The organism is Pontibacterium granulatum, from assembly GCF_029961155.1.
Lineage (GTDB): Bacteria > Pseudomonadota > Gammaproteobacteria > Pseudomonadales > Balneatricaceae > Pontibacterium > Pontibacterium granulatum.
Genome location: NZ_JASBRH010000017.1, coordinates 50,160 through 74,031, shown reverse-complemented (window position 1 = coordinate 74,031; position 23,872 = coordinate 50,160). Strand labels below are relative to the sequence as shown.

Genomic DNA, 23,872 nt, shown 5'->3' with positions numbered 1-23,872 from the left:
TTTCTATTGCTGATTTAGCAATTGCTGAACCAGTGCCGAAGCATCAATGTCTCGTATAAAAAACACTACAATACACGCGATTATTAACAAAAAAACCGCGGTTCGCCAGGCCCATACAGGGAGGTCTCGCTGCTGCTCTTGAGACTCTTCTTGATAAAGGCCTGTATTGTATGTGTCTTGTGAATTAGATTGCTGTTCGATAGTCCAGTCGTGTTCATCGGGTGTGATGAAGTGTCCACTCCTACGATCGGTCGGCGGTGATATCTGCGGATGGGCCGTCGAGAGGGGGGGATTCATCGGCGTTTGAACACGGGTTCCCGAGCTGGTTAAAAGCGTGCCCATTGATACTGAAGGGGACGCTGTTGCATTGTCCGGCAACGGGACTGAGTTTAACTGCCAGCCTAGGTATGTAACAGCTTCATTTACGACATGGCTTTTGATTGTGTCGATGCCGCCGGTGGTAGCTATCTGTAGACACATGTCACAGATATTGTTAATGCGTCTTGGTATCCCGTTGGTGATGCTTACGATGCTCTGAATAGTGTCGTCCGGGAAAAAAGGTGAGCCGGTGGCGCCTGCTTCCAGCAAACGAAAGTATATGTATTCTTTGGTTTCAATAAAGTTGAGCCCGGTCATGCTGTAGCGGCGCTTGATACGCTGATCCAGGGGCTCTAGGTCGGGCGCCTGAAGTCTCTTAACAAACGCAGGACTGCCGACCAGGAAAAGCCTGATCGGGTTGCGACCTTCCACGTTGTAGTTGACCAGCATCCGAACTTTATTGAGCGCTTTTGAATTGTGTTCCTGCGCATCATCTAAGAGCAAGATTAGGGTATGATCCGGGTTGCGCTCAAAGAAAGCGTAAATTAACCGATGCAGTGAGTCTTCGCTGTCTTCAGAGGTCGCCTCGATGTGGAGTGACTTGCATATACCTCTTAACGCCTCTTTGTAACTTTGCATGGGGGTGGAGATATATACATAAGGTTGTTCCTGCTGTTTGAGGGTTTCAACCAACTTGAGGCAAAGAAGGGTCTTACCAGTGCCGTACTCACCCGTCAGCAATACGACGGGCTCTTCCGATTTGAGGCTCGCATTCAAAAAGCTCCAAGCACCCTTGTGGATCTTGGATTCGAAAAAGAGCTCCGGTGTCGTTTTATTCAGAAACGGCTCTTTGGTCATTGTGTGGTATACGTTATACACGTCTGCCTTCTTTAATGGACTTCCAGCTACAAATCTAAGCAAATCCGACGTACGGGGTATGTAAATAAAGTGAAATATAAGAACCTGTAGGGATTCGCCTTCCTATAAGCGCTATGGCCGAGAAAAGCGAGGTTAAACGTATTCCTCATAGCTGTCAATTCGCTCAATATCTTATGCAGTGGACTTTAAGGTTTTGTGATCATGGTCATATGTTTTTGTATTTTCAGGTATTACCAATTTTCTGGTTTCATTTTAGGGAAGGTTATTTTCTCTAATAACTTGTAGGTTTAATTTTTGTTTCAGGTCATTGGATTGCATATCTTTGTGGACAAGAGATGTTGACGTGAGACAAACTTGGTTGCTCAAACGATTTTATTGTTATTCGAGGCTTGTAGATGGGCTTTAAGGTGTTAATTAGAGGGCTTATTTTGGTCGGTTTACTAGGCCTTTTTGTAGTTCTCTTAATGGTGGAGTCTCAGCATAGTAAGGTATCCATCCAAGAGTCGTCCGCACAAAACACTGTTATCAAGGATGTTTACGAAAGTCAGGCGAGCGCAGGGGCGGATGAATCGGCGCTCTTGCCAACGATTCCCGGGGACTATATTTGGATCTCATCTGAGCGCTTGAAGGCGTTGCCTGTGGCCGGTGTGGCTTGGGATGAGGTGAAAGCAGCGGCCAATCAGCCGATGGGCCTTCCCGATCTGTCCAATCAAAATGATCCCACTAATGTAATGGTGTTGGCTAAAGCCCTGGTGTACGCACGGACAGGGGAGGAGCGGTACAGAGATGAGGTCATTTCTGCCTGTATGCTTGCGATTGGTACTGAAGAGGGAGGGCGTACGCTCGATTTCGGGAAGGAGCTTATAGCCTATGTATTGGCCGCGGATTTAGTAAAGCTTTCTAAAGATAAAGATAAAGATGCAAGGTTCAGGAGGTGGCTGGCTCAGAGCTTAACCAAATCTTTGTCTGGAAAAACGCTGCGCTCAACGCACGAAGTGCGCCCCAATAACTGGGGGACTTTTGCGGGAGCCAGTCGTTTGGCTATAGCGGCTTATCTGGGCGATAAGGACGAGATCAAAAGGGCAGCGCAGGTTTTTAAAGGGTGGTTAGGTGATCGTGACGCATACAGTGGGTTTCGATTCAAGGCTAAGGACTGGCAGTCTGATCCTTCCAGTCCTGTGGGTATCAATCCAGCCGGTGCAACGAAAAACGGTTTGTCGGTAGACGGCGTGCTTCCTGATGATCAGCGACGGTCTGGTTCGTTTTCGTGGCCGCCGCCTCAAGAAAACTATGTTTACTCGGCTTTACAGGGCGCTGTTGCTCAGGCTGTTATCTTGCATCGAATGGGGTACCCGGTTTGGGAGTGGGAGGATCAGGCATTACTCCGGGCTTTTCGGTGGCTGAATGAGGTGGCGAACTATCCGGCCGTTGGGGACGATACCTGGATGCCTCATATTATTAATTATTACTACGGTAGCTCTTTTTGGGCGCCAGTCTCAACTAAGCCAGGGAAGAACGTAGGCTGGAGTGCATGGACTCATGCGGTTTCAAAATAAAAGTTTTTGGTTTTTTGTAAGTGGCCTTTTACTTTTTTGACGGTTTTGGTCGGGATTTTAATTAAATGTTTTTTAGTTCCTTTCCGAGATAGTTACTTTGTCTGCATGTGGTTTTCATAAAAAAGTCGTGAAAATGGAAATATACTCGTATTTCAATATGAAATGATTCTTCTTTTCAGTTAGGTAGGTGTGGTTTTCTAATGAAAGTGCTTGTTACGGGTGTAGCTGGGTTTATTGGTTCTGCAGTGGCTATTCGGTTGCTTGAACGGGGTGACGAAGTCGTGGGTATTGATAACCTCAATGATTATTATGAGGTTAGCCTAAAAGAAGCTCGCTTAGAAAGGGTTAAGGCGAACGATAACTTCACTTTCCTGAGGATGGATATAGCAGATCGTCAAGGCATGAATGAAGTGTTCGAAGCACACAGGCCGCAGCGTGTTGTTAACTTGGCTGCACAGCCTGGGGTTCGGTATTCGTTGGAAAACCCAGGTGCCTACATTGATACCAATATAGTCGGATTTGGCAATATTCTTGAGGGGTGTCGGCACTTCGGTGTGGAGCATCTTGTGTACGCCTCGAGTAGCTCGGTTTATGGTGCGAATACGGCGATGCCATTTTCAGTAAACCATAACGTTGACCACCCAATGAGTTTGTACGCAGCCAGTAAGAAAGCCAATGAGCTGATGGCGCATACGTATAGCTCCCTTTTCCAGCTCCCAAGCACTGGTTTGCGCTTTTTTACCGTGTATGGCCCGTGGGGTAGGCCGGATATGGCCCTCTTAGGGTTTACAAATAAAATTGTCGCCGGCGAAGCAATTGATGTATTCAATTACGGTCATCATCGTCGGGACTTTACGTACATTGATGATATTGTCGAAGGGATTGTCCGTGTTCTTGATCGTGTTCCTGAGGGGCGTGCTGACTGGGACAGTGAAAATCCTGAGCCTGCCAGCAGTTATGCGCCCTATAAGATATACAACATAGGGAATAATGAACCGGTCGAGTTGATGCGCTACATTGAGGTGCTGGAGGAGTGTCTGGGTATCAAGGCGCAGAAAAATTTGCTTCCTATGCAGCCGGGAGACGTGCCGGATACCTATGCTGATGTATCCGACTTGATGCGCGACACGGGCTATCAGCCGAACACCACGGTTGAAACGGGTATTCGTAATTTTGTTGATTGGTATAAAGAATATTATAAGGTTTGATTGTTGTCTGGCCTGTATGGGGATTGCTTGCGCGGATAGTGGTTGTTCAGGGTAGGCTTCAGGTCAATTTGTCTCAGTGTTGGAAGCGGGTTTGTTCTTCCTGCGCTTTTTGGTCATGGTCGATTTCTTCGCAGTGGGGCTCGCCAAACATCCCTCTTCAATATCAGGCTTATCAAGGGCTGGATTGTATCAAGCCGATAGGCGGATTTGTGGTGTGTGGAAGGCAGGTGAGTGAAAGTGTTCAGATAAATTTGTCCCTTTGAGTCCGGGCAATGGGATTTCTCTGAATCACTCTACAAAGTGAGGGATTTCGATTGCAGTAACAGGTTATGCCAAGGAAATGAAACAGTGCTGCTTCAGAAGAATATGAGCTTATGTATTTAGATTTCTATTGTCTTGCTAGCGCTCCGTTTGGTGCTAATTCGAAACCGGAGGTTGTGTTTCCGGGGGCGCAATATCGCTACAGCTTGGCAACTTTGACCCATGGTGTCAAAGAGGGTATGGGCATGTTTTTGGTCACCGGGGAGCAGGGTTGTGGTAAGTCTACTCTGTATCGTTCTTTAAGAGGTGTCCTTGAAGATGAGCAGCTGTCGGTATTGATCATTGATGATCATGACGCAGGTATCTCCGAAGTTGTTGCCTCTATTGCCGCTTTGCTGGATAGCGCCAGGGACGGAATGGGGTTGAATGACCTTGTGGATAGGATTCGCGGGCGCCTGGTGGAGTTGAGTCAGGAGGGGCGGAAGCTCGTTGTTTTAGTTGATAATGCTGAACGTCTCTCTGATGAAGTCCTGGCAGGACTTGGGGTGTTGTCTGGTATTGCGACTCCCCAACACAAGCTGTTGCAGGTCGTGCTGTTTGGCGGTGAGTCTCTCAAAACGCGCTTAGGCTGTGATTCTCTAAAAACTCTGGAAAGCCGTATTCATCTGCATCTGGAGCTAAAAAGACTGTCTGAAGCCGAGGCGGCTGCTTACATAAGCTGCAGGGTCAGTGAGTCCGGTGGGTCTTTGGATCTTTTTACAAATGGAGCTGTATCAGAGCTTTTTGAGGCGTCATGCGGTAATCCTAGAGAAATAGACCTGCTGTGTGAGCGGGCGCTATTGATTGGTTATGAGCGTGGTTTGCGTTCGATAGACTCTGATATTGTGCGCGAGGCCGTCCTGCTTGGACAGGCACGTGAAAATCGGGTGCCCGGGGTTGCTATTCCAGCACAGCAGCCGGTGTCGCAGATGGAACGGTCGCCGATAAGGCGCGAATTGGCAGGTGTTGAACGTGCCGCAACACTGCCGCCTGACAAGCATGTGGATGCTCTAAGTAATCCCAAAGATGAGGTCGCGTATTACGGTCAACGGCGAGGTTTGAATGCTCGCTTTGGTGTGGTCGTTGCGGTTGTTGTTGGTGGGGTTTTTCTTGGAGTATCGGGTTATTTGCTATCTGATTTAAAGCGGAGTGGTTTCGTCGGTGGGGAAACTCTGATACGAAGCGCTGAGACGAAGGCGGTACTGCCTTCGGAAGTTCGGTCGGACGTTAAGGTGCCCCTTGAGCAAGTATCCGCGGCTGAACGTTCTGGGCCAAGTGTACCTGTTATCTATCAATTGTTGTCTGATGGGGAGGCGGTGGAGAACATTCGGCCCGGTCGACAAGGTGATCATGCAAAGAAAGGAGAGGTGGCAGAGGATGATGTGACTATTCCCGTGCTCGCTGCTACCGAGGGTGTTATGCCAAAGGTTCGTCCCCTCGAGATAGCGCATGTGCCAGAAGATAGGTCATCATTAATGCATGAGGTGGCTAGCGCTGCTGAGCGATCATATTCAGCAGCAGGGTATCTGCCGTTTCCATTTTCTGGTCAGGATGAGGGGGAGTGGAAAAAAATACCGGATAAGCTTTCCTTGAGCCAGTTGGCGAGGCGGGTGTTTGGCTCCTGGAATGATAGTGTTCAGGATATTCTTCGGCAAACTAACCCCCAATTGAAAAGTTTTGACGCCATTGCTGCGGGTACAAAAGTATGGATACCTGCTATCTCTCCGAAGAAGCTCGTCGTGCAGTTAGGTGATGCTGGATATTACTTCTATTTTCGCAGTACAACTGGCCCCGTGACTTCACAAAAGAATAGGTCCTATCTACAAAAAAAAGGGTTTGACGCTTCTGTTATAAGTGTTGATTTGCCTAAAGGAATACTTTATCGAATCTATGGCGGTCCATTTGAAACTCGAGAGCAGGCTGAAAAAGCAATAGCGAGCATAAAGTTTACTTTTGCTCCTAATGTTTTGAATTAGTATCTGGGTTTTGAGTATTTGGTTGGTTGAACCTTGGTAATGTCTCAGACATAATCTAGGGCTAATATTTTGCGTTAGCTATGCTTATCTGGCGCCAAAAGCTGAAATAAACATGCCGAATTATTTTTAAGGGCGATTTAAATGTCTAAATTGAGATTAATTCCTTTGCTTGTGGTCGCGACGTTGTTTTTGTCCGCGTGCACATCAACGAGTCAACACATCGGTATGTGGGTTGAAGAAGAGGGCGTTGCGCCAGATACTGATGAGGATGGTGTTCGAGATCCTGATGATCACTGCCTGAGCACGCCGTCGGGGCTCGTAGTTGATGCAGTTGGGTGTTCCTATGATCATGACCAGGATGGTGTGTTGAATGATATCGACCAATGTCCAGCCACGCCACCGGGATTAATTGTTGATATGGTTGGGTGTTCTGCAGATGACGATGGCGATGGTGTCGTCAATCAGGATGATCGCTGCCCGAATACACCACCAAATACAACGGTCGATGTGAAAGGGTGCAGTCTGGACAGCGATGGCGATGGTGTACTGGATTATAAGGATCGTTGCCCGAATACGCCGCCAAATGCGGAGGTGGACTGTGATGGGTGTTCTGAGGTCGTTTTAGAGCTTCCTACCCTTGATGGTTTGTACTTTGATCGCAATAAAGCGACATTGAAGCCGGAAGCCGTGTCAGTACTGAGTAGTGTCGTGGATACAATGCAGCGCTATCCTGATTTGCAGGTGAGAGTTGTTGGTCATACCGATAGTCGTGGTAAAGATGCTTACAATCAGGATCTCTCTTGGCGACGTGCTCGCTCTGTGGCTGCCTTTCTTGTAAGTAAAGGGATTGAAGAGCGGCGCCTTGAAGTAGAGGGGCGTGGTGAGCGTGAACCAATCGCAGTAAACACTACGAGCGAAGGGCGCGCTAAGAACCGCCGTGTAGAGTTTATCGTGATCAACTAATTGCCTATATCCCGGCCGCGTTCATCATTGCGCGGCCGGGCGCTCTGATTTTTTGCCTCATCCTCCCTCTCCTTTTACCGGGTACAAAACCTACCGGTTAGTAGTGCTTGCGCCCAGGTTTTGCTTTCGGCAATCAGTGCCTTAACCGAGTTTCGTCGGTTTTTCGAATGCGGGAAATTGTAGTTTTGTTGTTTGTCATTCACGCTAACTGGGTTTGACTTGATTTCAAACCGATTGTGTACCTTGCTTTTTAACAATTAGGTGGGAGAATTGGGCTGGGTATGTGGCGCAACTGCATTATGGCTGTGCTTCCCACACGCCCTTTCTATATGCCATGTCGTTTACATCGAGGGTTTTATAAAGCCCGTGCGTTTATGCTTGGCAGTTGGTCAATATGCCAAGGTGCTGAGACAAGATCAGAGGAAGTTCATGGAATTTGAAATAAGCGCCATTATCCCTACTTACCATCGTCCCGATGATCTGGATAAATGTCTTGATTCTATACTGGCGCAAACTCAGTTGCCGAATGAAGTCATTATTGTTGATGATGGTGATTTGGGTGGTTTCCCCAAACAGCGATTATTCGAAGCAAGAGGGATTGAATGCGTTTATCTGAAAAAACATGTTCCGGGGGTAACAGAGTCTCGAAATAAGGCTGCGGAGGTGGCGCGTGGACGGATCCTCGTGTTCCTGGAAGATGATGTTGTGCTCTTCGATGATTACATCGCGCAACTCATGCGGATTTATGAAACACATGATCGTGATGGTAAGTTAGGTGGGGTCGGTGGGATTATTGAAAATGAAGGCCTAACGCCACTGGAAGCTCTCGGAGAGCGTATTCCTTTTGTTCTTTTCGGTATTTCAGGGTTTAAAGAAGGGCGTGTGCTTCGATCCGGATTTGCTACTGATTACGGACGTACAGGCTTTCCTATAAACGAAATTCAACAGGTTGACTTTCTGCTGGGCGGTGTATCGTCTTTCAAGAAAGAGATATTTGACGAATTTAAATTTTCCAATCGTTATAGAAGTGCGAGTGGCTACGGTCAGGGTGAGGATAAAGAATTCAGTTATAGAGTTTCACGGAAATATAGGCTGTTTATTAACCCTGCCGCCCGTTTGTTTCATTACAGTGCACCTAAGAAAAATTTTAACCGCTTTATAAAAGGTCGGGCATTCGTTCTGTCACGTTACTACTTCTTCTCAGAAAGTGTAAAAAAAACACCTGTAGACTGGTTTTTTTTCTGGTACGCCATTTTGGGGTACACCCTGTATCAGACTGCAAAGCTGATTACTTTTAGGAAGAAGGAGTGGGACCGTTGGCGCGGGGTCTTCGTCGGGATCTGGGATATTGTGCGTCGAAAAAGTTTGGATTCACTATAACAGGCCGGGAGTAGGGACGTTAGCACTATGTTTGCTAGGAGGCTATTGAAAGGTGGGGCCAAAACTCTTTTCCTGAAGCTATTTAATATAGGCATCATGTTTCTGGTGACCATAGGTTTAACCAGAACCTTGGGGGTAGAACAATATGGTGTCTATATATTTGTCTTTACTCTTGTCGGCGCGTTATCAGAGCCTCAATTTGTCGGGTTGAGAACGGTAGCAGTCCGAAATACTGCTATTTACCTTGATGAAGGCCGATTGGCATTGCTCAAGGGCCTGTTTCATCGGTTATGCCATTTTTCACTGTTGGGGGCGCTTGTCTCGGCGGTGATTGTGTTAATTACCGCGTGGTTCATGCAGGACAAATTTGGTCCGGAAAGTCTGTGGATCTTCCTTATCGCAGCAGCGCTGCCAGTTATGCTGGGTATCAACCGTATTCGGGATGGGATGCTGCGAGGTGCAGGTACTGTTGTAGCGGGTCAGTTCCCTAAGCTTGTGGTGCGCCCGGTTCTGTTGCTGCTTTATATCTTTATCGCCTGGTGGCTATTGAACGATAGTTTTGATGCACGATGGGCGATGGGGATGCAGGTCTTGGCAGCAACAAGTGCCGGCTTTGTGTATGTTTACATGATGAGGCGATACATCGGTTCATCGCTTTATCATGACCAGGTTGAGTACCGGACTAGGGAGTGGTTCGGTGGGATGATACCGCTGGTGCTTTCCGGGATATTGCTGGGAATTGACACCCGTATCGGAGTACTGCTGCTCGGGATGTTGGATGATACGGCTGAGACAGGGAAGTTTCACGCAGCTTTCAGGTTAGCTGAGCTAATTACACTGGGGCATGCGGTCGCCAACATCTTGATCGAGCCTACGATCGCTAAGCTCTACAATTCCGGGGAACTGGATAAGCTGCAAAAACAGTTGACGTTTGTGGCCAGGGTGGTGTTTGCGGTTACCCTGCCAACTGCGTTGGTGCTCATTTTTGCCGGTGAGTGGTTATTGGGTATTTTCGGTGACGAGTTTGTTGAAGCCGCTCCGGCCTTGACGATACTCGCGGTTGCACAGATCGTTAATGCGGGGCTTGGGTCGGTGGTCCCGATACTGAATATGACCAATCATGCGAAGGATACTGCACGTGGTGTGGCGTTGGGTGTCGCTGTGAATGCCGTATTGTGCTTTTTACTGATTCCGCATTTTGGTGTTGAAGGGGCTGCATGGGCAGCGTTAGGCAGTATGGTTGTATGGAAGCTCTATTTAATGCTCAGGGTTCATAGGCATCTAGGCTTGTCGACGACAGCGCTGGGTGTCTTGCGAAAAGCTGAAGAATTGCGGGAATAGAGCGGAGCCAACTGCAGCTCTCGAGTTGCTTTGGTTATAGGGTTGGGCGCTGAACAGAAAGGTCAATTTTCGACGGTAAGCTATACGCTTTTGTTGGAATGTTCAGCTGGATGCCTTTTGGAATGCATTGAATATATAGACGTATATGTGAGCTATGGCTGCTTGGATCGTATTTGCAATTTCTCTACTTGGAATAGGTGTCTTGTTTGGAGGATACCCATTTATTCTATTTTTACAGCGAAAACAAAACGGAACAGGTGCCGTCGTTGAGCTGCCTGATGCCGAGTTGCCTTCGCTTTCGGTTCTTGTCGCGGTGCGAAACGGAGAAGGGCTGATCGAAAAAAAGGTCCGGAATGCGCTGGATTTGGATTATCCGGAGGATCGACTGGAAGTCGTTGTTGTGTCTGATGGTTCAACGGATATGACGGGTGAGATCCTGGAAAGGATTGATGATAAGCGATTTAAGTTTTATCTACTTCAGGAGCACAAGGGTAAGCAAGAGGCGCTTAATGTAGGTATGTCGCACTGTAGAGGTGATGTGGTTCTGTTTACAGATGCGGATGCAGTGCTGGAGCGAGATGCTGCTAGACAGCTGGTTAAGCATTTCTCTGATCAAAATGTGGGTGGTGTAGGCGGGCAGCGCCTGATTCTTGATCAACACGGAAAAATGAAAGGTGCCCAAAAGAGCTACATTAAGGCAGATAGCCAAGTAAAAATACTGGAGTCTAAGTCCGGCAGTACAACGTCTAACGACGGTAAGATTTACGCGATCCGTCGCGAGCTCTTTCAGGGGGTGGCAGAAGCTGTAACCGATGATCTTTATGTCTGTCTGACTGTTTTGAGGCAGGGCAAGCGGTTTAAGTTTGAACCCGAAGCTAAGGCGTATATTGCCACGCCATCCCGAAGTTCGGGCCATGAGATGTCGCGGCGGCGTCGAATCGTCAACCGTTCATTGCGTGGCATTTGGCTGAACCGTGAGGTTTTGAACCCCAACAGAACCTCTTGCCAGATAGCCGCCGGATTATTTATCAATAAGGTGATGCGCAGAATGTTGCCTTTTTTTCTGCTGTTGCTGATTGCTTCGACCGCGATCCTGGCGGTTGATAACCCGCCCCTGCTGCTTTTCTTGGGGCTTCAGGTGGTTTTTATTGTTATGGCTGTCACGCATCCATTGCTGGAGCGGTTGCCGTTCAAGGTCTCTATTATCTCAAAGGTGGCCTCATTGGCGTTCTATTTCAGTTTGGGCAATATGGGGGCCTTTATGGGGGTGATTGATTTCTTTTCCGGTCAAAGGCCTGTTCGTTGGGACCCGAAGAAGACCGGCTGAGATGTGTTGCAAGGTTCATCCTGAGACTAGACTGGGTGGCAGGGGAGTAGTGAGTGGTCTCTTCTCAAGAGAGCAGCAGATGCCCGTTGTTTTTATACTGGGTGTTCCTCGCTCTGGAAGCTCCTAGCTGTTTCAGCTCATTACCCACGTGTTGAACGTTTATTACTCAGAAAAGTTGATTAATAAGCTAGCAGGATACGATCTGGGGAGGCTGCTATCAGGGGGGGGGCTACTCCGATACTGCGGGCACTTCTGTTTAAAGTTTAGGCTTCCAGTTATCCATTTCACAGCGATGGGTAAGGATTGTTAACGTGACAGGAAGCTTTTAAGCGTGTCTGTTAACGGTCCGAATACAACGCGTGCTTTAAAGGCTCGGATATCCCAACGTCCATCTACGCTGATACGTGGCACCAAATAGGATGGTGTATCAGGGTAGACATATCCAGTGCCCGTGGTTGCGCATCCCTTCAGTCCAAGACTTCGAACGATCTCTAATGTGGTTTCTGATCGGGCCCAATCTTTACCAAAAGGGTATGAGAACCAGTTGATCGGCTCGATGCCCATCGCCTTCAGTGCGTTAATTGAAGACAGTATTTCCTGTGTCTGTTCTTCGTGAGAAAGCCTTGCCAGGTTAGGGTGAGTGCACGTGTGCGGGCCAATATCCATAACATCAGATGCTGCCGCTTTTTTCAAATTGTCCGGGCGTACGAAGCTATTGCGTGGAAGAGCAGTGTGTTTGCTTAGCTCTCGTATCACTTGCTGCTTGAACTTGTTCGCTTTGTTTGGGGAGCCGAACAAAAAGAGCTCGCGCAGGGTGTTTCTCAACCACCGTGAATCGGCGTTGTTAGAGAGGTCTATAAGTTTCGTCCTTTCATCGATGTTGACACGCAGTTTTCCTGTGTTTCGATTCGCTAAAAGCGATGACAGGTCCCACCATGGGAGATAATCGGGATTGATGACTGGATCTGTTGTCACAAACCAGCTAACCGGGATCTTGTGTTTCTCAAAGAGCGGAAGGCCCAGGTCTATGACGTCCTGGTATCCATCATCAATGGTGATCGCGACTTCCCAGGATTTGCCCGATGAGGAAGGCGTAGCAATCTCATCTAACGTCCTGAAGAGGCAAAAGCTTTTGAGCCATAAAAGCTGTTTTTCCAGTTCTTTGACAGGCGTTGCCGTCACGGGGTTGTGGAACGGATCTGGATGTCCAGCATGAGAAAAGCGGTGATAGCATAACACCAGCTTCCTTGGGACGAAGCGCGTAACTGCAGGGGCTATGCTGCCTGCGGTGATATTAAAAGCAGACTTTACTGTTGGCACTTGAGTTTCTTCAACCTTTTAATAAAACGCAGAGAGGGTGAGTAATATTTTGAATATTTGAACTGTTCGGTAGGTTTGCCTCCAAAACCTTTCTTGAATCGGGCAATTCTATATTCAGGGTTGCTTTGGTCATCGCCATTATAATAGCCGCCTAAGTCAAAGAGCTGTATGCCCTGCTGCTTGGCGTCCAGTAATGCTTCCCATACAAGTAGCCGGTTAGCCAAGCCTGAAATCATCGTCATCTGTTTATCGTCAACGGATAAACGTAAAGAGCCGCTCAGCAGCCAGCGCGCTTGCATATCGTCTTGAAGTGTCAGCAGTCCGGCAATCAGTTGGCCTCGATAGTGACATGTGTATAAATTACCTGCCGCAGCGAGGTCCCAATAGCGATCCAGGTCGCCATCAAACCTCTTTGCTTTTACGAATTGAGTATACAGTTCGTAAAATTCTTGTTGGTGCTTATTTTTTCTAATCGCCAGACCTTCTCTCATTGCACGATTAACTTCGTATCGGCAATTTTTTGACATAGCCTTCTTTATATCGTCTTCGGAAGGGGAGAGGTCAATCAATAATGTGTTTGACGTCGCGCAGGTGAATCCAGGAATGTTGTGACTGTTTTTGACGGCGTAAAAAAATGCAGCATCGCAATTGTCGATATCGAATGGTTTATCTGCAAACCAAACGCATTTTTTTCTGTAAAGGAACTTGCGTGATTGTACTTCTATCACTTGAATACCTTGTTAGTCTTTACGCTAATATTCCATCAGTGCCTGGAGAGTTAGAGGATGTCGGTTTAACGATTATTGCGCTCTGTGTATAAAACTGATTTATGAGAATGAAGCTGTATGAGCGCGGTGAACTCGAATTAAGCCTTTGTGATATGATTTCTTGTAGGGGCTTAATGCGCTGGTGTAGATTGCTTCCGTGCTGCCGTCTTTTTACACACCTGCTGTATCCATATATCCATGCCAGACAAGAGTCTCATATTCACAGGTACTTTTAAAGCAAGGATGGAACTATGTCTAGGGTATCAGTGGTCCGGTATTTGTAGGTGCAATGTTTTGTATCATATAGTCTGTGCGTTGACATAGTTCCTGCTGTCTTAGTGGAGTAGACGATGAATAATATCGCAACCATCACCTTCCACTATGATCCGATCGAAGACCGGATTCTGCTGGTGGGAAATTTCAACAATAACCAACCACGCTGTGATTTCTGGTTGACCCGCAACATTACTCTGAAGTTGCTCGGTGCGCTTAGTACTCTGGTGCAAAAAAACTCCAACCATGTAGCGTCGGCTCCCAGCGAACATCAGTCCGGTCTGGCCCAGTTTGAGCATGAACAGGCACAGGTAGACATGCAACTGCAGCCAGAGCCACAACTGCGTAAGAAGGGAGTGCCGGGCTTACTCTACAAGGTCGATGTGAGCCATCAGGGGCAGCGTTATCAAGTCAGGTTTTACGAACATGGCAATGATGTCGCTACGGCGCAGGCGCAACTGACCCATAAGGAGCTGCATCAGGTTTTGTCGCTGTTGCATCGCGGTGCATTAGAGCTGGACTGGGGGGTGGATGATCAGCTATTTGACCCCCTGACGCCGGCTTCGGCACTGCAGTAGGCGAGATTGGAGCGAGCTGGTATAGTGCCTGCCTTGTAAACAACAGGTGGGTTATGAGTACAGAATCCTATCACCAGCGCCGCCCGTTCCTGGCGCGTGGCTCCAAGATTATTCGTTGTGAAGCGTGCCAGATGCCAGCGCAAGTGTGTATCTGCGATTACCGCGTTAATGCCCGGGCGCAGGCGCGTTTCTGGTTGCTGACCCATCCGAAAGAGTTCTACAAACCCACCAATACCGGGCGTCTGATCGTGGACACGATCCATAATTCTGAGACCTTCGCCTGGAGTCGGACCGAACCCGATGATCAGCTTCTCAGTCAGTTGAATGATCCGGGCTTTGATCCCTATATCGTATTCCCGGAAGGGGAGGCGTATCAGGATCGCATGGTTGATTTTGAACACAAGCCAGGCCGTGAGCCGGTATTTATCATTCTTGATGGTACCTGGCGTCAGGCGCGACGCATCTTCCGTCAGAGTGAATATCTGCAGAGTGTGCCGGTGATCCAGCCTAACACCCAGCGCAAGACGCGTTACAACCTGCGCAAGCCCAATGAAGATCACCACCTCTGTACTGCTGAGGTGGCTGCTGTGATGCTGGAACAGATGGGAGACAGCAGGTCGGCGGCGTTACTGGATGCTTACTTCGATGTGTTTAATGCCCACTATTATGCTGCCCGCCGTAGCCGGATGATTGAAGGCGTGGATGAGGCGAAGGCGTTACTAAAACAAGCGATCAGTCTCGCAATACCTGCAGCTGGCGATCATGAAGCCGACTCAAGGTAAGCAACGCACTCATGGCGCCAAGTAACGCCAGAAACATATCGGACTGGGTATCCCAGACATAGCCCTGGGTGCCCAGGAAACTGTCTGCTGCCTGTTCGCTCAGTAGGGCGACCCACCACTCGATCAACTCATAAAAGGCGCTGAACGCCAGGCAGAAACAGCAGATAAAGAAGGCCTGCCAGTAGCGGCCGTTGATGACGGCCATACGAATAAGAATCTCCCGTGCGATCATTGCAGGAATAAATCCCTGTGCAAAATGGCCGACTTTATCGTAATTGTTGCGTCCTTCAGTCCACTCCGCCCATTGCTCAAACAGCGGCACATCCGCGTAGGTGTAATGACCGCCGATCATCAGGATGATGGCGTGAATAAGAATCAGCAGATAGACCAGTGGTGTCAGCGGGTGATGTTTAAAGGTCAGTGCCAGGATCACCAGGCCAATGGCTGCGGGTGTGATTTCCAGGGCCCAGGTGAGGGTGTCTGCCGGATTAATCGCAGACCAGACAAAAACGGCTAGATAGAGACCGATCCAGCAGAGACTCAAGGGGTGAGTGATCGCATAGCGGGCGCGCATGGTTATACGTTAGGGCTTTACGGGAATCGACATCTTACAAACTATTCCGAACTAACTGCGTCGTTCTTAGCAGTTTAGCCAGCGCTTAGCTAACTTCCAGCATAAAGGTGACTGGCCCGTCATTCAGCAGGCTGACCTTCATGTCCGCGCCAAAACGACCGCTGGCCACCGGATTGTGGATGGTAGACGCTTGCTCGACAAAGTAATCGTACAGCTCTTCGCCCAGGGCAGGGGATGCGCCGGAGGAGAAACTTGGGCGTAAGCCTTTGTCGGTATCCGCCACCAGAGTGAACTGGGAGACAACCAGCAGCCCGCCGTTGACCTGTTGCAGGTTCAGGTTCATCTTGCCCTCCTCATCGGAGAAGATGCGGTAACCCAGGACCTTCTTCAGTAGCTTGTCGGCCTTGGCGCGGTCATCGGTTTTTTCCACACCCAGCAGTACCAAAATCCCCTGGTCAATGGCACCGGTGCATTCACCGTTAACAGTCACAGATGCATGGCTTACACGTTGGATCAGGGCTTTCATGATGGACAGGACTCCGCTGGCTGAAAAAGGCGCATTGTAGCGGGATTCAGCCGGCGGAACATCCCTGTTTCTGGCCAGGTGGTGTTGTCAGGCCAGGGAGCGGGCAAAGTTGTCGGTGGCGGCGACCAGGTTGTCGGTAATGCCCGGTTCAAAGGCGGAGTGACCGGCATCACGCACGATATGCAGCTCGGCCTGAGGTAGCTTCTGCTGCAGGGCAAAAGCCTGCTCGATCGGGCAGACCATATCGTAGCGGCCATGCACAATGACTGTTGGGATATGCTGGATGCGATCGGTGTTGTCCAGTAGCTGGTTCTCTTCCATAAAGGCGTGGTTGATGAAGTAGTGTGCCTCGATGCGGGCCATCGCCAGCGCCACATGCGGATCGGCAAAGTGGTCGACCATATCGCCGTTCGGATCCAGCGTTGAGCAGCGGCCTTCCCAGACCGACCAGGCTTTGGCGGCGGACATGCGGGCGATCTCGTTGTCCGATGTAAGCAGGTCGTAATAGGCGCTGAGCAGGTCGCCGCGCTTCTCTTCCGGAATCACTTTTTCGTACTCCTGCCAATAGTCCGGGAAGATAACACTGGCACCACGTTGATAGAACCAGTGCACATCCTGCCGGCGGCAGAGGAAGATGCCACGCAGGATCATACCGGAGACCCGTTCCGGATGGGTCTGGGCATAGAGAAGGCTGAGGGTGGAACCCCAGGAGCCACCAAACAGCAGCCACTGGTCGATCTTCAGCGTGGTACGGATCGTTTCCATATCGGCCACCAGAGCCTGGGAGTGGTTGTCGGTCAGTTCGGCGTGGGGCAGCGAACGGCCACAGCCGCGCTGGTCGAACAGAATGATCCGGTATTTTTCCGGATCGAAAAAGCTGCGGTGGGCAGGAGAGGTGCCGCCACCCGGGCCGCCGTGAACAAACAGGACCGGGATGCCGTGTGCATTGCCGCTTTCCTCCACATAGAGGGTGTGGCGCTCGTCGACGGCAATCATGTGTTCGGCGTAGGGGTGGATGTCGGGGTACAGCTTGCGCATGGGCTCTCCTTAGGCTTGTCTGGCTCAAGTATAGGCTGCGCCCCGGGCATAAAAAAGGCAACCGATTGGTTGCCTTTTCATGATGTAGAGTCTGCTTACTTCTTGGCGCGCTTACGCTCGTTCTCTTTCAGCAGTTTCTTACGCAGACGGATGTTGTTCGGCGTTACTTCTACCAACTCGTCGTCTTCGATGAAGTCCAGCGCCTGCTCCAGGGTGAAGCGTACCGGTGGGGTCAACTGGATGTTTTCATCCGAGCCAGACGCACGAACGTTGGTCAGCTGCTTGCCCTTGGTTGGGTTAACGGCCAGGTCGTTGTTGCGGCTGTGGATACCCAGGATCATACCTTCGTACACTTCGATGTTTGGATCGATCGCCAGGCGGCCACGGTCCTGTAGGTTCCACAGGGCATAACCCAAGGCCTTGCCGGTTACCATGGATACCAGTACACCGTTGATACGGCTGACCACGTCACCTTCCTTCACCGGACCGTAGTGGTCGAAGATGGAGGTCATGATGCCGGTACCGGAGGTCATGGTCAGGAACAGGGAGCGGAAACCGATCAGACCACGGGATGGGATCATGAAGGTCAGGCGTACGCGGCCTTTACCGTCCACTTCCATGTTGGTCATGTCGCCTTTACGTTTACCCAGCTCTTCGATCACAGAGCCCTGATGCTCGTCTTCAACGTCGATCATTACCAGCTCGTACGGCTCCTGAATCTCGCCGTCGATCTCTTTCTGGATAACTTCCGGACGGGATACACCCAGCTCGAAGCCTTCACGACGCATGGTTTCGATCAGTACGGACAGGTGCAGTTCACCACGGCCGGATACTTTGAATTTTTCTGGGGTTTCACCATCTTCAACACGCAGCGCCACGTTGTGGATAAGTTCACGCTCGAGACGGTCTTTGATGTTACGGCTGGTGATGAACTTACCGTCCTGACCTGCAAACGGAGAGTCGTTTACCTGGAAGGTCATGGAAACGGTTGGCTCATCTACACTCAGGGCCGGCAGTGCTTCAACGTTGTCCGGGTGGCAGATGGTGTCGGAGATGTTCAGCGCATCGATACCGGTGATACAGATGATGTCACCCGCAGTCGCCTTTTCAACTTCGACACGTTCCAGACCGTGGTAGCCCATGATCTTCAGTACACGGCCGGAACGGATCTTACCTTCGCGGTCGATCACTTTAACCGGGGTGTTGGTACTCACGCTACCGCGGGTCACACGGCCCACACCGATAACACCTACGTAGCTGTTGTAGTCCAGCGCGGAGATCTGCATCTGCAGCGGGCCGTCAACGTCTACTTTTGGTGCTTCTACGTGCTCAACGATCGCTTCGAACAGTGGCGTCATATCTTCCGCCATCTCTTCCGGGTCGTTACCGGCGATACCGTTCAGGGCGGATGCGTATACAACCGGGAAGTCCAGCTGTTCGTCGGTTGCACCAAGGCTGTCGAACAGGTCGAATACCTGATCCATTACCCAGTCAGGACGTGCGCCAGGACGGTCGATCTTGTTGATTACAACGATCGGACGCAGGCCCTGGTCAAACGCTTTCTGTGTTACGAAGCGGGTCTGAGGCATTGGGCCGTCTACGGCATCAACCAGCAGGCAGACGCAGTCAACCATGGACAGTACACGCTCTACTTCGCCACCGAAGTCCGCGTGCCCAGGAGTGTCCACAATGTTAATGCGGTAGTCATTCCATTTGATGGCGGTGTTTTTCGCCAGAATGGTGATGCCGCGCTCTTTCTCCTGGTCGTTGGAGTCCATGATGCGCTCGGTGCCCTCGTCGCGGCGACCCAAGGTGCCTGACTGAGAAAGCAGTCCATCGACCAGGGTGGTTTTACCGTGGTCAACGTGAGCGATGATTGCGATGTTACGCAAGTTGTCGATGTTAGAAGACATGTTAACTATTCAACCGGATAATGGAGTGAAATCAGTACACAGGTGTGTCTGTCATAAAAACGAACCCGGCACTGCCAAGCAGTACCGGGTGTTTATTTTGCGCGCATTATACATGGATTGTGATGACAGAACCTCATATCCGTAGCGCGAATGCTATTTTCCTGATCGCTTTTTGAGCGGCGGCTTTTGATGCAGGTAAACAAAACCCGATATCGATGCTGCAAAAGAGAGCACTTTAAAAAAGGTTGGAGTATTATATTTCCGCTACTACAAAGCGGATGTGTATGACAAATCCAGTGCTTTGCACCAATGTGGTGCGTCATGATTGGTCCTTGCATTGTATTGGTGCAAAGAAGGGCGGAGCGCTGGTTAGGAATGTCCCAAAAATAAGCACTTACGAGCGATTTCAGTGCTGGCACGCTACTTGCTAAGTGTATTGGCAAGTAACGAACATAAGCTCAGCACTGCATACTGCGAGTCTGGCAAATTCTAATAGTGGAGAAAGCCAAATGTCAGAGAAGACTCTGAATCTGATCAAAGAAAGCGAAGCGAAGTGGGTTGACCTGCGTTTCACCGATTCTCACGGTAAAGAGCAGCACGTAACGATCCCAGTTTCCGACATGGGTGACGACTTCTTCGAAGAAGGTAAAATGTTTGATGGTTCCTCCATCTCCGGTTGGAAAGGCATCAACGATTCCGACATGATCCTGTTGCCGGATGACAGTGCTTCTGTGCTGGATCCATTCTCTGAAGCAACCACTGTTATCGTACGTTGTGACATCGTAGAGCCTGCGACAGGCCAGGGTTACGAGCGTGACCCACGTTCCGTTGCTAAGCGTGCGGAAGAGTACCTGAAGTCTACCGGTATCGCTGACACCGCTATGTTTGGTCCAGAGCCAGAGTTCTTTGTATTCGACGAAGTTAAATGGCACGCTGACATCTCCGGTTGTGGTTACACCATTTCTTCCGAAGAAGCTGCTTGGGCGTCCAGCCACAACGTTGAAGGCGGCAACATCGGCCACCGTCCACGCGTTAAAGGCGGTTACTTCCCGGTTCCTCCAATCGATTCCCTGCACGACCTGCGTGCCGCTATGTGTGACGCGATGGAAGCGATGGACCTGACTGTAGAAGTACACCACCACGAAGTAGCAACTGCTGGTCAGTGTGAAATCGGTGTAGGTCCTAACACCCTGACTGCGAAAGCAGACGAAGTACAGGTACTGAAGTACTGCGTACACAACGTCGCTCACGCATACGGTAAAACTGCTACCTTCATGCCTAAGCCGCTGGTAGGCGACAACGGTTCCGGTATGCACGTACACATGTCCCTGTCTAAAGACGGTGTGAACCTGTTCTCTGGCGACGCTTACGCGGGTATGTCTGAAACTGCTCTGTACTACATTGGCGGTATCATCAAGCACGCTAAAGCACTGAACGCGCTGACCAACTCCTCTACTAACGCCTACAAGCGTCTGGTACCAGGTTTCGAAGCACCAGTAATGCTGGCGTACTCTGCACGTAACCGTTCTGCTTCCATCCGTATCCCATACGTGACCAACCCGAAAGCACGTCGTGTAGAAGCACGTTTCCCTGACCCATCTGCTAACCCATACCTGTGCTTCGCTGCACTGATGATGGCAGGTCTGGACGGAATCGAGAACAAGATCCACCCTGGTGATGCTGCTGATAAAGACCTGTACGACCTGCCAGCTGAAGAAGCGGCAGAGATCCCTCAGGTAGCGGCTTCCCTGGAAGAGGCTCTGAACGCTCTGGAAACAGACCGTGAGTTCCTGACTAAAGGTGGCGTATTCACTGACGACATGCTGGATGCATTCATCGCGCTGAAGCGTGAAGAAGTTGAGAAAGTGAACATGACTACTCACCCGGTAGAGTTCGACCTGTACTACTCCGTATAAGGTCTCGCTACTGAGTTAAGAAAGCCTCCTTCGGGAGGCTTTTTTTTCGTCCGTACAAAGCCAATTGTCCGATCTGTGAATCCAATGAAATATGGAGAGGATTCAATTCCGGCTGCAGTAGATCATGTTTGGCAGGGATTGCGGGGCAATTTCGGGGCAGGATTGTTTTTGTGCACTAAAATAGTGCATAAGATATGGGCGTGGTCATAGGGCTTGTGGCGACATGCTATGCAAAAGGGCTCGGAATGTACGCAGATTGGGCGGTTTTTGTCCTATTTGCGTGTTTGTGACCTTTAGGTCATGAAATGCATAAAGCTGGTTTGGTTTTTGCATTTTCATAAGTAACAGAAAACGGGGCGCTAGAGCGTACCGGGGTGAGAGAGGCTCAATACCGATGCTGGTTAGTGAGATGTACAAAAAGATACTGGAGAATCTGGGGACAGCCGTGGTGCTGCTCGATGGACAGCTGTATATCCAGTATATGAACCCGGCTGCCGAGATGTTATTGGCGGCTAGTGCGCGTCAGTTGCGCCGCAGGGATCTCACCGATTGGTTTGGTATCGAGCAATCGCAGATAGACGGTCTGCATGAGTCACTGCAGAGTGGCCATCCGTTTACGCGTCGAGAGGCAAAACTACGGAACCTCTCCGAGCAGATTCTCACGGTCGATTACACGGTGAATCCGCTACCGATGCCCGGTGAAAACTGGTTATTGCTGGAAATTGAGGCTCGTGATCGCCTGATCCGCATTGAGCGTGAAGAGGAACTCCTGACCCGTCATGCCACCGCGCAGATGCTGGTGCGAGGGCTGGCACACGAGATCAAGAACCCACTGGGTGGCTTGCGCGGTGCCGCACAGCTGCTCGAGCGGGAACTGGATGATATCTCTCTGCACGATTACACCCAGGTGATCATCGAAGAAGCCGATCGCCTGCGCAACCTGGTCGACCGGATGCTGGGGCCGCGTAAGTTGCCGGACATTGCTGATGTAAACATTCACGCCATCCTCGAGCGGGTGTGCAGTCTCGTGGCGGCTGAGAGTGGCGGCAGTGTCGAGCTGGTACGTGATTACGACCCAAGTATCCCAGAGTTCCGCGGTGATGCGGAGCAGTTGATCCAGGCCATTTTGAACATCGTGCGTAACAGCATGCAGGCCCTGCAGAGCAGCCATACGGAAAAGCCAGTAATCCGCTTACAGACCCGTACCTTGCGCCAGATTACCCTCGGCACCGAGAGGCATCGATTGGTGTGCAGCGTGCGTATCGAGGACAACGGCCCGGGTATCCCGGAGGAGCTGTTGAGTCAGATCTTTTATCCGATGGTTAGCGGTCGCGCGGATGGCTCCGGTTTGGGGTTGTCGATTGCCCAGTCGATCATCAACCAGCATCACGGTCTGATCGAGTGTGAGACCCGTCCTGGCCGAACCCTGTTTGAACTATTTATCCCTTTGGAGCTGAACCATGAGTCTGTCAGGTAGTGTTTGGGTCGTTGACGACGACCGCTCAATTCGTTGGGTGCTGGAAAAAGCACTGTCCGCAGAAGGTATCAATAACACCGTATTCGACAGTGCTGATGTGTTGATTCAGGCGTTGGAGCGCCAAAAGCCGGATGCGATCATTAGTGATATCCGTATGCCGGGTACAGATGGCCTCGCATTGCTGGATCATATCCAGACCCGTTATCCACAGATCCCGATCATTATCATGACGGCACATTCGGACCTGGATTCTGCCGTCGCTTCCTATCAGGGTGGGGCCTTCGAATACCTGCCGAAGCCGTTTGATGTGGATGAGGCCGTAGCCCTGGTTAAGCGTGCCCTTGAGCATGCCCTCGAGCAGCAGAAGCAGGTCGAGGCACAGTCGACAGAACCGGAAACCGAGATCATCGGTGAAGCGCCGGCGATGCAAGAGGTGTTTCGGGCGATCGGGCGATTATCCCAGTCCAATATCACTGTCCTGATCAACGGTGAATCGGGTACCGGTAAGGAACTGGTAGCCCACGCACTGCATACCCACAGTCCACGTCGTGATGCGCCGTTTATCCCGCTTAATATGGCGGCGATTCCCCACGATTTGATCGAGTCCGAGTTGTTTGGCCACGAGAAGGGGGCTTTTACCGGGGCGGCGGCTGCGCGCCGCGGGCGTTTCGAACAGGCTGACGGCGGCACCCTGTTCCTAGATGAGATCGGTGATATGCCGGCCGATGCCCAGACCCGTCTGCTGCGTGTGCTGGCGGACAGTGAGTTCTATCGCGTGGGTGGTCATACCCCGGTGAAGGTGGACGTGCGTATTATTGCCGCGACCCACCAGAACCTGGAAAAATTGGTGCAGGAAGGTCGCTTCCGTGAGGATTTGTTTCATCGCCTTAACGTGATTCGCATCCACCTGCCAACGTTGTCTGAGCGACGGGAAGACATTCCGCGCCTGACACGCCACTTTCTCAACAGCTCCGCCGAAGAGTTGGGGGTCGAGCCGAAGATTCTCAGCAGCGAAGCCGAAACCTATATGTGTGGCTTGCCCTGGGCAGGTAACGTGCGTCAGTTGGAAAACACCTGTCGCTGGCTTACCGTAATGGCCTCCGGGCGTGAGGTACTGGTCTCCGACCTGCCGCCTGAACTGCTGGAGGCGGAAGCGGCTCAGACCACGACCACGGGAAACAACTGGCAGGGCGCATTGCGCAACTGGGCTGATCAGCAGTTGTCGCTGGGGCAGAGTGGTTTGCTGGACGAAGCGGTGCCTGCCTTTGAGAAGATCATGATTGAGACTGCGCTCAAGCATACGGCAGGGCGTCGGCGTGATGCCGCCAACCTGCTGGGCTGGGGACGCAACACCCTGACCCGCAAGATCAAAGAGCTGGACATGGATGTGGGTCACAACAGCGCTGATCCTGAATAAGCATGCTCTCAACAGTCAGGGGCTGTTGAACCACGGCAGCCCC

At 50.6% G+C, this 23,872-nt stretch carries 19 protein-coding genes; 12 read left to right on the top strand and 7 right to left on the bottom strand.

From position 1 onward, the window contains the following. Positions 1–3 precede the first annotated feature (3 nt). Entirely contained in the window at positions 4–1,176 is a 1,173-nt protein-coding gene (locus QKW35_RS15305; protein ID WP_282354439.1) for an ExeA family protein, read from the bottom strand. Positions 1,177–1,592: 416 nt separating this feature from the next. Between QKW35_RS15305 and QKW35_RS15300 the strand changes: the two genes are divergently transcribed. From QKW35_RS15300 to QKW35_RS15270, 7 genes are all read left to right on the top strand, one after another. Beyond that, positions 1,593–2,753, top strand: coding sequence for an alginate lyase family protein (locus QKW35_RS15300; protein ID WP_282354438.1), 1,161 nt, complete (start codon positions 1,593–1,595; stop codon positions 2,751–2,753). Positions 2,754–2,953: 200 nt separating this feature from the next. Continuing rightward, on the top strand, positions 2,954–3,961 hold the full coding sequence (locus tag QKW35_RS15295; RefSeq protein WP_282354437.1) for an NAD-dependent epimerase: 1,008 nt from the start codon (positions 2,954–2,956) through the stop codon (positions 3,959–3,961). Between the two features lie 374 nt (positions 3,962–4,335). Beyond that, the gene (locus tag QKW35_RS15290) at positions 4,336–6,237 is read left to right on the top strand and encodes an AAA family ATPase (RefSeq protein WP_282354436.1); all 1,902 of its coding nucleotides are present in this window, start codon (positions 4,336–4,338) and stop codon (positions 6,235–6,237) included. A gap of 141 nt (positions 6,238–6,378) precedes the next feature. Beyond that, entirely contained in the window at positions 6,379–7,200 is an 822-nt protein-coding gene (locus QKW35_RS15285) for an OmpA family protein (protein ID WP_282354435.1), read from the top strand. Positions 7,201–7,629: 429 nt separating this feature from the next. Then, the gene (locus tag QKW35_RS15280) at positions 7,630–8,580 is read left to right on the top strand and encodes a glycosyltransferase family 2 protein (RefSeq protein ID WP_282354433.1); all 951 of its coding nucleotides are present in this window, start codon (positions 7,630–7,632) and stop codon (positions 8,578–8,580) included. 45 nt (positions 8,581–8,625) lie between these two features. Beyond that, positions 8,626–9,921, top strand: coding sequence for an oligosaccharide flippase family protein (locus QKW35_RS15275; protein WP_282354431.1), 1,296 nt, complete (start codon positions 8,626–8,628; stop codon positions 9,919–9,921). Positions 9,922–10,075: 154 nt separating this feature from the next. Beyond that, on the top strand, positions 10,076–11,248 hold the full coding sequence (locus tag QKW35_RS15270; RefSeq protein ID WP_282354430.1) for a glycosyltransferase: 1,173 nt from the start codon (positions 10,076–10,078) through the stop codon (positions 11,246–11,248). Between the two features lie 306 nt (positions 11,249–11,554). Here the strand turns inward: QKW35_RS15270 and QKW35_RS15265 are convergent, their stop codons facing one another. Both QKW35_RS15265 and QKW35_RS15260 read right to left on the bottom strand, forming a co-directional pair. Next, the gene (locus QKW35_RS15265) at positions 11,555–12,568 is read right to left on the bottom strand and encodes a polysaccharide deacetylase family protein (protein WP_282354429.1); all 1,014 of its coding nucleotides are present in this window, start codon (positions 12,566–12,568) and stop codon (positions 11,555–11,557) included. Further along, a complete protein-coding gene (locus tag QKW35_RS15260) occupies positions 12,556–13,296 on the bottom strand; it encodes a peptidoglycan bridge formation glycyltransferase FemA/FemB family protein (RefSeq protein WP_282354428.1) in 741 nt (246 codons plus the stop codon). The genes QKW35_RS15265 and QKW35_RS15260 overlap by 13 nt, the downstream gene beginning before the upstream one ends. Positions 13,297–13,685: 389 nt before the next feature. On the opposite strand from QKW35_RS15260, the gene QKW35_RS15255 reads away from it, so the two are divergent. Both QKW35_RS15255 and QKW35_RS15250 read left to right on the top strand, forming a co-directional pair. Then, positions 13,686–14,186 (top strand): hypothetical protein, encoded by a 501-nt coding sequence (locus QKW35_RS15255; protein WP_282354427.1) that lies wholly within the window; start codon positions 13,686–13,688, stop codon positions 14,184–14,186. Positions 14,187–14,239: 53 nt separating this feature from the next. Continuing rightward, entirely contained in the window at positions 14,240–14,968 is a 729-nt protein-coding gene (locus tag QKW35_RS15250) for a tRNA-uridine aminocarboxypropyltransferase (protein ID WP_282354426.1), read from the top strand. Here the strand turns inward: QKW35_RS15250 and QKW35_RS15245 are convergent. The 4 genes from QKW35_RS15245 to typA all read right to left on the bottom strand — a co-directional run bounded on the left by QKW35_RS15245 (position 14,919) and on the right by typA (position 19,019). Continuing rightward, positions 14,919–15,542, bottom strand: a complete 624-nt coding sequence (locus tag QKW35_RS15245) for a DUF2238 domain-containing protein (protein WP_282354425.1) — start codon at positions 15,540–15,542, stop codon at positions 14,919–14,921. The genes QKW35_RS15250 and QKW35_RS15245 overlap by 50 nt on opposite strands. 85 nt (positions 15,543–15,627) lie before the next feature. Next, positions 15,628–16,068 carry a D-aminoacyl-tRNA deacylase gene (dtd, locus tag QKW35_RS15240; RefSeq protein WP_282354424.1) on the bottom strand — a complete coding sequence of 147 codons (441 nt, stop codon included), beginning with the start codon at positions 16,066–16,068 and terminating at the stop codon, positions 15,628–15,630. Positions 16,069–16,155: 87 nt separating this feature from the next. Next, positions 16,156–17,106 carry a prolyl aminopeptidase gene (gene pip, locus QKW35_RS15235; protein WP_282354423.1) on the bottom strand — a complete coding sequence of 317 codons (951 nt, stop codon included), beginning with the start codon at positions 17,104–17,106 and terminating at the stop codon, positions 16,156–16,158. A gap of 95 nt (positions 17,107–17,201) precedes the next feature. Continuing rightward, a complete protein-coding gene (gene typA / locus QKW35_RS15230; RefSeq protein WP_282354421.1) occupies positions 17,202–19,019 on the bottom strand; it encodes a translational GTPase TypA in 1,818 nt (605 codons plus the stop codon). 509 nt (positions 19,020–19,528) lie between these two features. Here typA and glnA point away from each other — a divergent pair. The 3 genes from glnA to glnG all read left to right on the top strand — a co-directional run bounded on the left by glnA (position 19,529) and on the right by glnG (position 23,829). Continuing rightward, positions 19,529–20,935 carry a glutamate--ammonia ligase gene (glnA, locus tag QKW35_RS15225; protein WP_282354419.1) on the top strand — a complete coding sequence of 469 codons (1,407 nt, stop codon included), beginning with the start codon at positions 19,529–19,531 and terminating at the stop codon, positions 20,933–20,935. 409 nt (positions 20,936–21,344) lie between these two features. After that, positions 21,345–22,412 (top strand): nitrogen regulation protein NR(II), encoded by a 1,068-nt coding sequence (glnL, locus tag QKW35_RS15220; RefSeq protein WP_282354416.1) that lies wholly within the window; start codon positions 21,345–21,347, stop codon positions 22,410–22,412. Then, the gene (glnG, locus tag QKW35_RS15215) at positions 22,396–23,829 is read left to right on the top strand and encodes a nitrogen regulation protein NR(I) (protein WP_282354414.1); all 1,434 of its coding nucleotides are present in this window, start codon (positions 22,396–22,398) and stop codon (positions 23,827–23,829) included. Before glnL ends, glnG begins: the two co-directional genes overlap by 17 nt. Positions 23,830–23,872: the final 43 nt, after the last annotated feature.

What these genes read in the sequence shown, in the direction of transcription:
- QKW35_RS15300 (WP_282354438.1), top strand. Translation starts at nt 1,593, where the DNA reads ATGGGCTTTAAGGTGTTAATTAGAGGGCTTATTTTGGTCGGTTTACTA.
- QKW35_RS15295 (WP_282354437.1), top strand. Translation starts at nt 2,954, where the DNA reads ATGAAAGTGCTTGTTACGGGTGTAGCTGGGTTTATTGGTTCTGCAGTG.
- QKW35_RS15250 (WP_282354426.1), top strand. Translation starts at nt 14,240, where the DNA reads ATGAGTACAGAATCCTATCACCAGCGCCGCCCGTTCCTGGCGCGTGGC.
- typA (WP_282354421.1), bottom strand. Translation starts at nt 19,019, where the DNA reads ATGTCTTCTAACATCGACAACTTGCGTAACATCGCAATCATCGCTCAC.
- glnG (WP_282354414.1), top strand. Translation starts at nt 22,396, where the DNA reads ATGAGTCTGTCAGGTAGTGTTTGGGTCGTTGACGACGACCGCTCAATT.
- glnA (WP_282354419.1), top strand. Translation starts at nt 19,529, where the DNA reads ATGTCAGAGAAGACTCTGAATCTGATCAAAGAAAGCGAAGCGAAGTGG.
- QKW35_RS15290 (WP_282354436.1), top strand. Translation starts at nt 4,336, where the DNA reads ATGTATTTAGATTTCTATTGTCTTGCTAGCGCTCCGTTTGGTGCTAAT.
- glnL (WP_282354416.1), top strand. Translation starts at nt 21,345, where the DNA reads ATGTACAAAAAGATACTGGAGAATCTGGGGACAGCCGTGGTGCTGCTC.
- QKW35_RS15285 (WP_282354435.1), top strand. Translation starts at nt 6,379, where the DNA reads ATGTCTAAATTGAGATTAATTCCTTTGCTTGTGGTCGCGACGTTGTTT.
- QKW35_RS15305 (WP_282354439.1), bottom strand. Translation starts at nt 1,176, where the DNA reads ATGACCAAAGAGCCGTTTCTGAATAAAACGACACCGGAGCTCTTTTTC.
- pip (WP_282354423.1), bottom strand. Translation starts at nt 17,106, where the DNA reads ATGCGCAAGCTGTACCCCGACATCCACCCCTACGCCGAACACATGATT.
- dtd (WP_282354424.1), bottom strand. Translation starts at nt 16,068, where the DNA reads ATGAAAGCCCTGATCCAACGTGTAAGCCATGCATCTGTGACTGTTAAC.
- QKW35_RS15270 (WP_282354430.1), top strand. Translation starts at nt 10,076, where the DNA reads ATGGCTGCTTGGATCGTATTTGCAATTTCTCTACTTGGAATAGGTGTC.
- QKW35_RS15280 (WP_282354433.1), top strand. Translation starts at nt 7,630, where the DNA reads ATGGAATTTGAAATAAGCGCCATTATCCCTACTTACCATCGTCCCGAT.
- QKW35_RS15245 (WP_282354425.1), bottom strand. Translation starts at nt 15,542, where the DNA reads ATGCGCGCCCGCTATGCGATCACTCACCCCTTGAGTCTCTGCTGGATC.
- QKW35_RS15255 (WP_282354427.1), top strand. Translation starts at nt 13,686, where the DNA reads ATGAATAATATCGCAACCATCACCTTCCACTATGATCCGATCGAAGAC.